This window comes from Mucilaginibacter xinganensis (assembly GCF_002257585.1).
Taxonomy (GTDB): Bacteria; Bacteroidota; Bacteroidia; order Sphingobacteriales; family Sphingobacteriaceae; genus Mucilaginibacter; species Mucilaginibacter xinganensis.
The window spans coordinates 3,038,623-3,051,149 of record NZ_CP022743.1 but is presented as its reverse complement, the minus strand read 5'-3'; the positions used below and the strand labels follow the sequence as shown (position 1 = coordinate 3,051,149).

The window sequence follows — 12,527 nt, the reverse complement described above, 5'->3', positions numbered from 1 at the left end:
TAGTTAACCCTGATCGCGCTGATACATTCTTAATTCCGGTGGCTGGTAGTATTCGTCAAGAGTTTCAGGGATTCGGGAATTATAGCCAATAACCTGTTGTAAATCAGGTTTTAATTGTGAAGCGAAATCGTAACCTAAAAAACGTGTGTAATCAAATTGCTGTTTGTAAAACGGGCGCGTAAAACCTAATGTCAATGCTCTTCTTGGTTCGTCTGTATAATTTTCTCCTGCCGCGTGCCAGATATTTGAGTTGAATAAAATGATACTACCTTGAGGGGCTATTGCGCGATCTGCAAATTTTTTAAAGTAAGTTTCATCTGGTCTTAGGTCAATTTTATGCGATCCCGAAAGGAAATATGTTGCCCCATTTAGCCTAGTAAAATCATCTAATGTTACAATCATCTGTAACAGCATTTTGGTGTCGCTACTAAATGTTCGCACATCCCTGTGCATGTTGCTCAAATAAGGGTGTTCCTGCTTCCGGTGGATTACTGCATTTAATCCATTAAGAATGTAATTGCCACCTAAAAAATTACGGATCTCATCATCACAGATCATTTTTTCCAGAAAGGGGATGCTGAAATTATTTCTCTCAACCAGATGGTGCAGCGTTCCGTCCATATTTGCGCTGATACCATTTTTTTCCTGGATTTTTCGCCGGTCTATGTATGCCGCTTCCAAATCATCATTAATCTTTTCAACAAAATCGGTTGATAAAACATCTTCATAAATAACCCATCCATAATGATCCATGGAATGCTTAAAATCGCAAAAGTTCTTTTCAGAATAAAGAAAGTTGTTTTCCATAACTTGAGTTTAATTAGTTAATAATCATTGTGTTATTTTAATTCCATTATTTTAAGCACATCTGCATTAACCAAATAAACACTGAATCTTTTTTTTGCGTAAGCCAAGCCGTTTAAACCGTCAGTGCGGATAGCGTGTGGATTATTGATGTAATATTCCATTTTTGAAACAAGTGCGGGTACATCTTTAGGTGGTACCAGGAATCCGTTTATTGCAGGTGATGATACGATGGTTTCCCTGCAACCAACTGAATCACAGGTTATGATAGGACGCCCCATTGCCATGCTTTCCAGCAGGCTGCGGGGGATTCCTTCGCCATAATAAGAAGGCAAAACTACTATTGCGGCATTTTTTACGTATGGTCTCACATCATCTACATTACCTACATATTGCACGATGGTTCCGCTGTTTATTTCTTTAAATAATTCTGCGCTTATTGCGTCAACATTGTTATCATAAGGGCCGATAAGCTTAAATTCTATGTTTGGGAAACGGGAACGGATTTCTTTGGCTGCTTCAAAATATTCATAAATGCCTTTGGCGTTTATTAGCCGTGCCATCATTAAAAAGCCTATATTTTTGGTATCAGGCTCGTCATACTTATAGTGATCAAGGTCAACACCCGAGCCGCTTACTACAAATGCTTTATGCTTTTCGTTCAGTATGTTATATGATAATAATGTTTGGTAATCATCTTTATTTTGAAATATGATCTTTAGGCTCCTGGAGTGTAACAGGCTGAATTTTAATAAAATCCGTGTTATTTTACTTAACAGTCCGTTTTTGCCTTTTTCAGTAAAGTTGTACCCCAGTCCTGAAAGCATGGGTACTATCCTTTTAACGCGACATAATTTGGCCAGTAAAGTTCCATAAATGACAGGTTTAAAGGTAGAGGGGAAAAAAATGTCGGGCCGTACCTGTTTAATCACATTGTACAAATTGACAATATACTTAAGATCTGAAATAATCGAGACGTTACTGCCTCTCAGCTGGCTTTCGTAAATCCCAACTTTCATCAGCGTTAGCTTGTCCCTATACTGTTTTTTTAGGATTGGGGGAGTGAAAACATATACCTTATGCTGTTCGGCTAATTCTTCAATTAATTTTCCTTTAAAATCCATTAATGCCTGGGCTGTATCGCCCACAATGAGAATTTTTTGCCCGGTCTTGATCATGATAATATCTTGTGAAATGGTAAGTCAGGTAAACGCCGGTAAAATATTATTGGGATTATATAACAGTACCGGATAATTGGTATTATAAAACAGGTTGGGGGAGCCTGTTCATTTAAAGAAATATATCTTAAAAAAAGAGAAGCGCAAGCGCTATGTTAATTAAGGATAAGGTATGTTTAAAAACACCACAAACTATTAAACATAGCTTGTGGTGTTATATTCGCGTTTAATGATTATGCGAACGTATAATATTTAGTGTATAGCACGTGGACCTGTTCCTTTTGTAACTATTGAAGGTACGTTGGCAGCCACATCAAGCGCTGCTTTATAAGAATATGCCGGAACCCAAGTAGAAATAGGAGTAGTAATATCATTTTTACCACAGTTGGCATAAACGTTTGTAGTTACACCGCTAAAATAGCCTGGAGGATCACCTGCTAAATTCGTAGATAATGGCTTAGCGCAGTTTTGAAAATACTCATTATCTGTTCTGACATTTCCGCCTGCTCTTGCTCCGATAGAATAATCATTGTTGTCTAAGTGATAGTTGTTAAACAAATGGACACTTCCGTAGTTCATGTCGGGCTCTCTCTCACTTACATTATACCAGTAATTGTGGTGCAATGTAATATGAAGCTTGCCTTTATCGGCTTCATGTCCTATTATTCCACCACTTATTAATACCGAAAGGTTAGTATCATGGAATTTACACCATGAAATCGTACAAAAATCAGAGGCGCGGGTAATTGAAATATCTTTACCCCAATAATCCCAGCCGTGGGTCCTGTCTGTAGAAAACTCACAGTGATCAACCCAAATGTGGGTTGATTCGTATTTTACCATAACTGCTGCATCATACACATAGTTTTTAAACCTAATATCCTGGACGATAATATTATTCACGGTTTCCATAAAGAGGCTTAAACCTACTAAGGTTGCACCCGGCTTACCAATTATTGATGTGTTTGAGCCTACATACACCAGGTCATCACCGGCACCTGTAATTGTTCCGCTCACATAGATAATTTTAGGAGAGGAGCCTGCAACTGCAGATTTTAATTGAGAGATAGAGGTTACTGTAACCGAGTTACCGCCTTTACCTCCAGTGGTTGTGCCATTAACAAGCGCGTAACCTACAAGTCCGGCATCTACGCCTGTACTGTTGGTTGTTCCGGAGCCAGTTCCAGTTCCGGAACCGCTTCCGCCTGTTGATGCGGTAGTATCTGAGCCACCAAATGAAAATGTATACTTCCTGCCATTTGTTGCGGGATTTGTGTTGTCAGATGCCGAAAAAATCAATGAAGTACCCCAATGACTGTACCGGCCTTTACCTAGGTCCCGAATGTCCTGATGAACAGAATGCGCAGGACCCAGCTTAACTCCATTTTCAAACAGAGCAAGCGAAGACGCTGTTGGTGCTGTGTTTGAATCACCGGTTTGTGTTAAGGGATAAGCGATTTTGTAAGCATAACCGCCATCGGATCTTAACCCTGTTACATCTACATTGTAAACAGTCGCAGCAGCAGCTGCATTTGTAATACCGGCCCCTGCAATACTTGCAGATAAAGCTGTACTGTCAGTGGTAGGTGATGTACCTTCTGTTCCTTTTTTGCAACTTCCAAATAATAGAATTGCACCTAATGCCAAGCTGGCGAAAGCCACGTTTTTAATAGTTTTTTTGTTTCTTTTCATGAATTTTTAAATTATAGTGTTCTCGAACGGGGTACCCGCGAGAAAATTACAACCTATACTTTTTATGAAAAGTGTCTGAATGAATCTCGAAAAACAAAAACAACTGGTTAAGAGGTGGTTAAAGTGTTGCGTTGACAATTAACCACTGTAAACTTATAGTTAAAATTGCACAGTTTATGACAATTAAATGACAATTAAGGCGCCTTATTCAGTAGGTAAAACTGCAATTTCGTGTTTCTGGACCTTGTAAAATGTTTGATACCATGCAATAAACCTGGACACCCCAGTATGTACTGATGTTTGTGGTTTATAATTTAAAATTTGAGCGAGATTTGAAACATCGGCACATGTCTCAGCTACGTCTCCATCCTGCATAGGCAAGAAACATTTTTGAGCGGTTTTATGGGTTTGCTCTTCAATTTCGTGAACAAAATCCAACAGGCTGATCGGTGTTCCTCTTCCGATATTAAAGATCCGGAATGGTGCTGTTGAAGTGGCAGGATCTGGTTTTTTGGGGTCCCAACCTGCATTGCTTTCCGCCGGGCTGTCTATCACATGAACTATACCATCAACTATGTCGTCTATATATGTAAAGTCACGTTTCATTTGGCCATTGTTGAATATCTCAATCGGCTTGTCTTCCAACATTGCCTTAGTGAATATAAACAAGGCCATATCCGGCCGGCCCCATGGGCCATATACTGTAAAAAAACGTAAGCCGGTTGTTCGTAAGTTAAAAAGGTGGCTGTAAGTATGTGCCATCATTTCATTCGCTTTTTTCGATGCTGCGTATAATGACACCGGGTGGTCGGCAATATCGTGCTCACTAAAGGGGAATTTCTTATTCAATCCATAAACGCTCGACGAACTTGCATAAACCAGGTGGTTAACTTTAAAATGCCGGCAGCATTCTAAGATATTTAAAAATCCTTTAATGTTTGAGTCGATATAAACTTCAGGATTTGTTAAGCTATAACGTACACCGGCCTGGGCAGCCAGGTTACAAACAGCATCAAAATGGTATGTCTCAAAAAGATTTTCCAGTTCTATTTTATCCATCAGGTCCAGTTTGACATATGTATAGTTTTTGAACGTTTTGCTAGTGACCGGTTTGGCATATTCAACATCCGACAACGTAATACCTGTCTGCGCGAGGCGCGCATACTTTAAATTTACGTCATAATAATCGTTTAAATTATCGATGCCAATCACTGTATCTCCACGTTTTAAGAGACGCCTGGCCACGTGAAAGCCAATAAAACCGGCAGTACCGGTAACTAAAATTTTCATAAGGGTTTAATTTAAAAGTGAGGTGAAGCCTTTGAGAAAGGCAAATAAGGATATTTTGAGGTTTCAGCTGTTGAGCTATAATGTCAGTTGTATCATTGATCTACTTTGCCTGGTTGAGGATTTACGGCATGTGTTACAACCGTGTCTGTTTTTGGATATGCCATACCGTCTAATGTGCAGGTATATTGTTTTCCATTAGTGATGGGGTTGGTATTGTCTGATGTTGAAAAATATAAGGTTGAGCCCCAGTGACTAAAACGTCCGCCGCCATAGTTGCGGATGTCATCGTGTACGGAATGTGGCGGAAATAATTCTATCCCATTTTCGAAAATTCGCATCTTTGATTTTGTAGGCTCTGCGTTTGAATCTCCACCGTCCAAATCATAACCAATTTTATAACAAAAGCCTCCATCTGCCCTTACCCCGTCAAAGTCAATAAGGTACAGCCCGGGACTAATTTCAACCGGTGGCGTTTTCTCTGTTTTGATCGTCGAACTAAGGGCTTCCTTTTTACAACTACTGAATAAAATTAGGGGACCCGCCATTATACATAATGACGTAATGATCCTTAGTAAACTAAGCGTTTTCATATCAATAAAAATTTAGGGTGTGAAAGTCTAAAATCAGCAATTTGAATAAAGATCCCTGAAGCTGAGAGTATTTAAAATTGAAGAGATGAAAACTTCAGGCTGCCTGTTTTGAAGATAACGGCGGGTTGAGTTTTTTTTGAGCGGTGTGTGCAATTCGATAGCATCTTTTATAGCTAACATTAACGAATCAGTGTTATTTACGTCGGCCTTGTAAATGCCCGGGATACTTTCAATACCGCCCGCACACAGTGTTGCAACAACAACATGGTTCAAACTCATCATTTCAAGCAACACATTCGGAAAGCCTTCTTTGATGGACGACACCACGCACACTTTTGCACGTTTAAAGTATGGCATTGGATTGTCACTTCTTCCTTTAAGAATAATTTGGCGCTCAAGCCCCAGTTCGTAAATTAATTTAATCAAATTTGCTTTATCCGGGCCGTGGCCCAAAATTAACAGCTTTAAAGCAGGATACTGTTTCGCTATAACGCTATAGGCTCTTATTAAAATGGAGAATCCTTTTTCAGGTATTAATCTCCCTGCCGCGCATATAAATTCCGCATCCAGGTCAGGATCGTTCACAAAAACATCTGCTTTTAGCAGGTTTTGGGTAATGTCAACAGGATTTTCTACGACTATTACTTTGTGGGCTTTGACATAAGAGACGTGGCTAATGAATTGGGCTTTCATCAAATCTGTCTGACAGATCACTAAATCTGCGGCCGGGTAACCCAGGTAATAAGCTATTCGATAAGTCCATCTTTTAATACCGGTAAACCTCGTGAAAACAGAGGTACATTCTCTAACAATAAGTTTCGATTTTATATATCCTATGCGTTTTAAAAAACCTAAATATGCGCTTAGATAGGAGTGTGAGGCGATGATTGTGAAATCGTGACGATATTTTTTAATAGCGTTTGCCAGCCCTAAGAAACCGGCAATCATCCCTTTTGAGGTTATAAACTGAGCAGGCTGATCAGCAGGTAAGCACAAACCATCGACAGCTACTTTGGTAAGAAATATCATTGGCGCTTTTGACACAGCTGCAGCCATAAGCATCACCTTTTCTGCACCGTTTCCGGCGTCAGACATAGATACAAAAACTATGTTTTTATTAATTGAATCCATTTTTAAAGGTTATATGCTAGTCTGAGTTTTTTAACAAGCTTTTTAACCGGAGCTAGCGAGCTGAATACTTTACGTTTACCATCAACCAGCAGTAAACCTTCGCTGAAATTTATAGTGTGTAAACCTTCGCCGTATGGTAGTTGAGGCAATATTTCAAAAGCGCTGGTATATTTAAACTCCGTTTGATTAAGCAGCGTAATTTCATTTATTATAATAGATCCACCATAGCATTTTTGATGGTTTTGGCTGGGCATATAAAGCCTGTTATCCACAATAAATAAACCACCTGCTGACCTGCTTAAACATGGTTCAACTTTAATTGGGTTAAGCGAGTGGGGTTTAAACATGCCCAGTAATGAGTCGGCAGAGAAAATGTAGAGATGATCTGGCTTTTTTGAAATGCTTGTAAATAACCAATATTTCCCCCCATATTTAATTATCGAACTATCTACAAACTCACTTCCTTTTAATACTACTTTTATTTTTTTAAAAATAGTTGGAGCTTCTTTATCCACTTTATAAAGCGCTATCTGTTGCGCAGCCGACGTTTCCGGGATGCAGTATAGATCATTATTTTCTTTAATAATATGGGGGTAAGAGAGGTGAACTTGCTGTTTCATTATGCCCGAAACTCTCTTCTTGTTTTTGAAATTAAGGCAGTCGAGCATCATTATCTCGCCTTTCCCTTTCCAAAAATTAAGCTCTTCGTAGTATAAATATGTATTTCCTTTTATTTTTACGGCAAACGGGTCGGCCGAATAATCAGCTTTGTCTTCCTTAAACCAATTTATAGGTCCGTTAAGTTTTTTACTTTGGATAAGGCTTTCGGGAGTTTGATAAAGATAACCGATGTTCCATTTGTCGTGAGCAAATAATTTATAAAATGCTTTAATTAATGGGCTGGAAGGATTCATACTTTAAAAATTTTATTTATAGCAGAAATAATTACAGCTGTTACAGGATAATAGTCTGTCTCCTGTTTTAAGTTACCGCCGAAACTGTCTTTGAACTGGTTTATTTTTAATAAGGACTCGTCGTTCGTACCCTGCGCATACCCCCCCAAGTCATAGGTTCCAAACCCCAGGTTTTTAAAATAGCACATGTCTTTGTAATGCAGCAGTCGGTTCGCTCTTCCGGCAATTGCCCTTATCTGCGTATCGGTCTCTGTTCTGAATAACGATGCTGAATAAAGCAACCGGGTTCTTTTAAGCGCTGCATCTGTAAGATAAGCGTGCATTACTATATCCTCCTGATTGTAGATTGCTTTGGTTATAACTATGTTAGCTTCATAATTTATGAAGTTTCGGCTTAATTGGGGTAACTGTTTTGATTGGGCAAATAGGTTGTAGAATTTTTCAAAGTACTTTAAATCAGTTTCTTGTTCTGTCGCTATTCCGTCTTTAACGGCTCGCCGTATCTCATATGCAGTTTTTTGATCAAACCCGGCTTCTAAATCGGCGGTTGTTGAATTAAGGTCAATGATTTTGGTAAAAAACAACTCCCTGCGATAACCAATAACAGGCACTGAACAGGTACTCTGCTTGTAATAACCATTGATGCAATCCCAGATCTTTGGACGGGAAGCAAACCAGATAATTTTACACGGAATTCCGCCAAACCCCGAAATCTTAATTTGAAGCATATAAATTAGTGGTTGATGTTATGCCAGGTGATAGCCGGGTATGCTATGCGTTTGTTGGTTTTTAAGCCATTGTTTGAACACCAGCAATTTCCAAATTTGTGGGAAACGATTCCACGTACCCGCCATGTGTTCTTTTATAATGATTGACGTTTTCCGGGCGTCAATGCCGGGAATCTCCAATAATTCGTGATAGGATAACTGATCAAGAACATAATCTTTCAATTCGTTTTTAAACCAATGGCGAAAAGGTATTGCAAACCCGGATTTAGGCCGGTTATATAAGTTAGCAGGCACATATTGATATAAAATATCCTTTAAAATTCTCTTTTGAATCCCACCTCCAAATTTAAAATGATCAGGCAGCGTGTTGGCGAAATCAACTACCCGGTAATCCATAAGCGGTGCCCGGGCTTCAAGCGAAAACGCCATTGAAGCGCGGTCTACTTTTGTGTTAATATCTCCGTTCAGATAGGTCTTAATATCAAAAGCTGACATTTTTTGCTGAAGACTAAGGGTAGGGGACGACCAAATCTCCATGTATGGAACGTTTAATCCTAAATCAGGTTTTCCAAGCCATGAAAACTCCAGGCCACCAAACATATAAGCATACAGGGCTTTGATATCAACTTGTGAAATTCCCATTGCAATGAGTTTATGCCGGTAATTAGGAGACAACTTAATTATTTCAGCGAGCATTTTTCTGGCACTATTTGGTAGTTTAAATAACGGGTTAGCGTGACCCAGCCATTTGTACCTGGTATATCCTGAAAAGCTTTCGTCACCGCCGTCACCGCTTAGCGCTACAGTAACATGTCTTTTTGTATATTTGCTTAATAGTAAAGTTGGTATAGCGCTGGAGTCAGCAAATGGCTCATCAAAAAAATCTCCAAAGTTCTCAATTAGTGAAATTCCTTCATCCGGGTTACACTCAATTGTATGATGATTTGTTTTTAAATGCCGGGCAATTTTCTCTGCAAAAACACTTTCATCAAACTCTTTTTCTTTAAATTTAATGCAAAAGGTTTTTACCTGGTCTGTTTGTGCCGAAGCCAGTGCGGCTATTAGCGAAGAGTCAATTCCCCCTGACAAGAAGACACCAACCCCGACATCAGCCTGCATCCGTATTTTAACGGAATCATTTAAAAGCGTTTTTAATTCTGAGACAGCCGTTGAATAATTCCCTATGTATCTGCCTGTTTCTGAAAAATTCAAGTCCCAGTACTTTTCGGTTTTAAAAATGCCGGTTGTAGTGCTGAAAGTAAACTTGTGCCCTGCCTGTAATTTTTTTATCTGTTGCCAGGCTGATCGTGGTTCAGGCACGTACCCCCATATCATATATTCATTAACTGCCTGCTGATCAATACTTACATTTCGTGCTATGATGATTTGCGATGGCTGGCTGGCAAATTCAAAATCAGTGCCGTTTTGGGCATAATAGAAAGGCTTTTTCCCGAGCCTGTCCCTGGCGCCAAATATAGTTTGTGCTTGGGTATCATATATTACAAAAGCAAACATCCCGTTAAAATGATCGACACAATTTTCACCAAATTGAAGATAGGCTGCGGCAAGAACTTCAGTATCTGAACTAGTACTAAACAGATAACCGAACGTTTTTAATTCAGCTTTGATCGCTTGATAATTGTAGATTTCGCCATTAAACACAATTTTTAGGTGATGGTAGGTAAAGGGTTGATTTGAACGGTGGTCAAGATCAACAATGGCTAGCCTGTTATGCCCTAAAATTACATTATTGATCCGTTCAAATCCGGAATAATCGGGCCCACGAAATTGCACCTTATGCAATTTAGCTCTCACAATGTGATCGTCATAATAAATCGTAGATCCGTAAATTCCGCACATGTTAGTATAGTTTTACTTAATTTAGAAGCAGGTTTGAATAACACCGGCCAACGTTTTCCAAAGCGAAGCGCTCGTAAACATCATTTTTAATTTCAGCATAATTCCAGGTTTGCGAACAGGCCTTTATAACAAGTTTTTTAAATTGTGCCAAATCGTTCTGTTCTGCAACATATCCGTTAAAGGATTCTACTATAACGTCATTTATCCCGCCTACACGAAACGAAACTACAGGTACGCCGACAGACAAAGCTTCAAGAACAACATTTGGGAATCCCTCTGTGTAAGAACTCAAGACAAACAGATCGTGCTTTGCAATTTGCGCCGGTACTGCACTAAGCTGCCCCAAAAATGTAACCCGGCTATCCAACGTACGTAAACTAACTTCTTCTTTAAGAGACGCCATTAACGGCCCGGCGCCGGCAATTGTTAACATATAGTTATCAGGTAGCTGGCTCATAATTTCAAGTAATCTTGTTAGTCCCTTTTCTTTTGACAGTCGGGCAACTACAATCAGCCTTTTTTTTGTTGAATTAATTTTATCGTCTTTGAGTAAAAGTGTTTTTAATACCGGATTTGGAATAACCTTTAACTTATTTGATTCAATTCCATATAACTCAGTCATCGAAACTTTCATTTCCTTTGTCTGGCAAACAATGAAATTGAACCGGGTGAAAAAAAGACGGGTAAACAGATTATAGAACCGGGCCTTTTTGTCATAGAAACCTTTCATTTGCTGCGGATTGTTTGAGGCTCTGGCGATAAGATGAGGCACCGTTACAAAAAACGCTACCATTGAAGTTAAAATATTAATATGATCTGTTGTTGAGAATACAGCAAATGGCCGTTCTGTTTTTAACAGCCTGTACAACTTAAAAAAAGACCTGGAAGCTTTAATGGTTTTTAGATCAATAAACCGGATACCTTCTATTTTAGTTGAAAAACACTGTTCGTCTGCTCTCAAAAAAACAACCGAGACGTCGTATTCGCCCATGCAAAAATATTGTGAAAGTAACCAATAAACCCGTTCAGAACCACCTGCTCCCAGGGAACTCACAATTAGGAATATCTTTTTTTTCATGTGGAGATTGGAAAATCAACAAACTGCATTAACTAATTCAGCAACATTTTCAACGAATACATTTTTGGGTGGCAAGGAGTAAATTTTAGCTCCCTGCATCAAACTGAAGTATAAAAATAATGTTGGCCCGTCCGCAGTTAGTAACCATCCGTTATGAGACAATGCGTTAAATGATACCGAAATAAATGAAAAAAGCAGGCATGCAAGTATTGTGTTGTGCTTTAATCTTATATGACTTATAATTTCGCGGGAAAGGCGGATTATTCGATAGTAAATCGCGGCCAATAACCCAATGCACAAGAATGGGCCTAAATAAGTTAAAAACATTAAATATGCGTTATGAGAGCTTAATCCAAAAGGAAAGGCTGGATTTCTGTAAGTTGCATCTTCCCAATTTTTACCGTAAAAAATCAATCCATACGGGTAATCTGCATAAACTTTTAAATTTTCAACGGCCATGCCGGCCCGATTAAAATCGTTAGCTTCTTTTGCCTGGTTTTTTGAGAGGATGTTGTTTTTATCGTCCAGGTTATTCTTTAGAAAATAGGTGTAAATTCCAAACCCTACTGCTAAAACGGCTACAATGAAAAATACAGCTTTAAACCGGTAATAGGCTAACAAAAATACAGTGAGTGCTAAACTGAAGCTTACAAATGCAGAACGGTTCATACCCAGGTAAATAAATACGAGACAGATACAAAGCACCAGTGTTTTTATAAAAAAATGCCGGTTGAAGACAAATGTGGCTACAACTGCGAATGTTGTAAAGGCTGCAATTTGGTAACCAAATGTAAACTGAGTTGCTGCTAAGCCCGACGGGCTTTGTTTTATTCTGTCGTCAAGCATCCTGCTTCTTAAAGGATCGATAATAGATTGATAACTGTGATCCAGGACCATTATCACCATAGAAAGCAACAACAGTAAAAAAAAAATGATAATTGAAACAGTAAAGCGCCTTTTATTAAAACCTACAAAATAATTAAAGTAAAGCGCACAGGTTACAATCGTGATAAGGTATGCAACAAATGAAAGATTATCGCCAGTACCGATTACATAAAATAACAATAACCCAAACGCCAGCATTCCCGTTTCCCTATAATAAGTGAATGAGGGAACCTGTTTATATGTGAAAAGGAGCAAAGGCAAACCAAAGACAAGAGGGGCTGGTATTTTCAAAGTAGTGGTCATGAAAACACCAAAAGCGAGTGTATAAAGGTATAGGGTCATGAAACCGTATACCATCATTTTTTTGAGCAACATAC

General features: G+C 38.9%; 11 protein-coding genes. All 11 read right to left on the bottom strand.

The window, feature by feature from the left end; all coding sequences use genetic code 11:
- Window positions 1–3: 3 nt before the first annotated feature.
- Window positions 4–807, bottom strand: coding sequence for a phytanoyl-CoA dioxygenase family protein (locus MuYL_RS13430; protein ID WP_094571067.1), 804 nt, complete (start codon window positions 805–807; stop codon window positions 4–6).
- A 32-nt stretch (window positions 808–839) separates the two neighbouring features.
- The gene (locus tag MuYL_RS13425) at window positions 840–1,982 is read right to left on the bottom strand and encodes a glycosyltransferase family 4 protein (protein ID WP_094571066.1); all 1,143 of its coding nucleotides are present in this window, start codon (window positions 1,980–1,982) and stop codon (window positions 840–842) included.
- A gap of 252 nt (window positions 1,983–2,234) precedes the next feature.
- Complete coding sequence (locus MuYL_RS13420) at window positions 2,235–3,674, bottom strand: pectate lyase family protein (protein WP_094571065.1); 1,440 nt, start codon at window positions 3,672–3,674, stop codon at window positions 2,235–2,237.
- Between the two features lie 204 nt (window positions 3,675–3,878).
- On the bottom strand, window positions 3,879–4,964 hold the full coding sequence (locus MuYL_RS13415) for an NAD-dependent epimerase (protein WP_094571064.1): 1,086 nt from the start codon (window positions 4,962–4,964) through the stop codon (window positions 3,879–3,881).
- A gap of 92 nt (window positions 4,965–5,056) precedes the next feature.
- A complete protein-coding gene (locus MuYL_RS13410) occupies window positions 5,057–5,554 on the bottom strand; it encodes a hypothetical protein (protein WP_157740842.1) in 498 nt (165 codons plus the stop codon).
- Window positions 5,555–5,587: 33 nt separating this feature from the next.
- Entirely contained in the window at window positions 5,588–6,685 is a 1,098-nt protein-coding gene (locus MuYL_RS13405) for a glycosyltransferase (RefSeq protein ID WP_094571062.1), read from the bottom strand.
- Window positions 6,686–6,687: 2 nt separating this feature from the next.
- The gene (locus MuYL_RS13400; protein WP_094571061.1) at window positions 6,688–7,599 is read right to left on the bottom strand and encodes a glucosamine inositolphosphorylceramide transferase family protein; all 912 of its coding nucleotides are present in this window, start codon (window positions 7,597–7,599) and stop codon (window positions 6,688–6,690) included.
- The gene (locus tag MuYL_RS13395) at window positions 7,596–8,327 is read right to left on the bottom strand and encodes a hypothetical protein (protein WP_094571060.1); all 732 of its coding nucleotides are present in this window, start codon (window positions 8,325–8,327) and stop codon (window positions 7,596–7,598) included. The genes MuYL_RS13400 and MuYL_RS13395 overlap by 4 nt, the downstream gene beginning before the upstream one ends.
- 18 nt (window positions 8,328–8,345) lie before the next feature.
- The gene (gene asnB / locus MuYL_RS13390; RefSeq protein ID WP_094571059.1) at window positions 8,346–10,187 is read right to left on the bottom strand and encodes an asparagine synthase (glutamine-hydrolyzing); all 1,842 of its coding nucleotides are present in this window, start codon (window positions 10,185–10,187) and stop codon (window positions 8,346–8,348) included.
- A 16-nt stretch (window positions 10,188–10,203) separates the two neighbouring features.
- On the bottom strand, window positions 10,204–11,265 hold the full coding sequence (locus tag MuYL_RS13385; RefSeq protein WP_094571058.1) for a glycosyltransferase: 1,062 nt from the start codon (window positions 11,263–11,265) through the stop codon (window positions 10,204–10,206).
- 15 nt (window positions 11,266–11,280) lie between these two features.
- Entirely contained in the window at window positions 11,281–12,492 is a 1,212-nt protein-coding gene (locus tag MuYL_RS13380) for an O-antigen ligase family protein (protein WP_211710137.1), read from the bottom strand.
- Window positions 12,493–12,527: the final 35 nt, after the last annotated feature.

What these genes read in the sequence shown, in the direction of transcription:
- asnB (WP_094571059.1), bottom strand. Translation starts at nt 10,187, where the DNA reads ATGTGCGGAATTTACGGATCTACGATTTATTATGACGATCACATTGTG.
- MuYL_RS13395 (WP_094571060.1), bottom strand. Translation starts at nt 8,327, where the DNA reads ATGCTTCAAATTAAGATTTCGGGGTTTGGCGGAATTCCGTGTAAAATT.
- MuYL_RS13385 (WP_094571058.1), bottom strand. Translation starts at nt 11,265, where the DNA reads ATGAAAAAAAAGATATTCCTAATTGTGAGTTCCCTGGGAGCAGGTGGT.
- MuYL_RS13420 (WP_094571065.1), bottom strand. Translation starts at nt 3,674, where the DNA reads ATGAAAAGAAACAAAAAAACTATTAAAAACGTGGCTTTCGCCAGCTTG.
- MuYL_RS13430 (WP_094571067.1), bottom strand. Translation starts at nt 807, where the DNA reads ATGGAAAACAACTTTCTTTATTCTGAAAAGAACTTTTGCGATTTTAAG.
- MuYL_RS13425 (WP_094571066.1), bottom strand. Translation starts at nt 1,982, where the DNA reads ATGATCAAGACCGGGCAAAAAATTCTCATTGTGGGCGATACAGCCCAG.
- MuYL_RS13410 (WP_157740842.1), bottom strand. Translation starts at nt 5,554, where the DNA reads ATGAAAACGCTTAGTTTACTAAGGATCATTACGTCATTATGTATAATG.
- MuYL_RS13415 (WP_094571064.1), bottom strand. Translation starts at nt 4,964, where the DNA reads ATGAAAATTTTAGTTACCGGTACTGCCGGTTTTATTGGCTTTCACGTG.
- MuYL_RS13380 (WP_211710137.1), bottom strand. Translation starts at nt 12,492, where the DNA reads ATGACCCTATACCTTTATACACTCGCTTTTGGTGTTTTCATGACCACT.
- MuYL_RS13405 (WP_094571062.1), bottom strand. Translation starts at nt 6,685, where the DNA reads ATGGATTCAATTAATAAAAACATAGTTTTTGTATCTATGTCTGACGCC.
- MuYL_RS13400 (WP_094571061.1), bottom strand. Translation starts at nt 7,599, where the DNA reads ATGAATCCTTCCAGCCCATTAATTAAAGCATTTTATAAATTATTTGCT.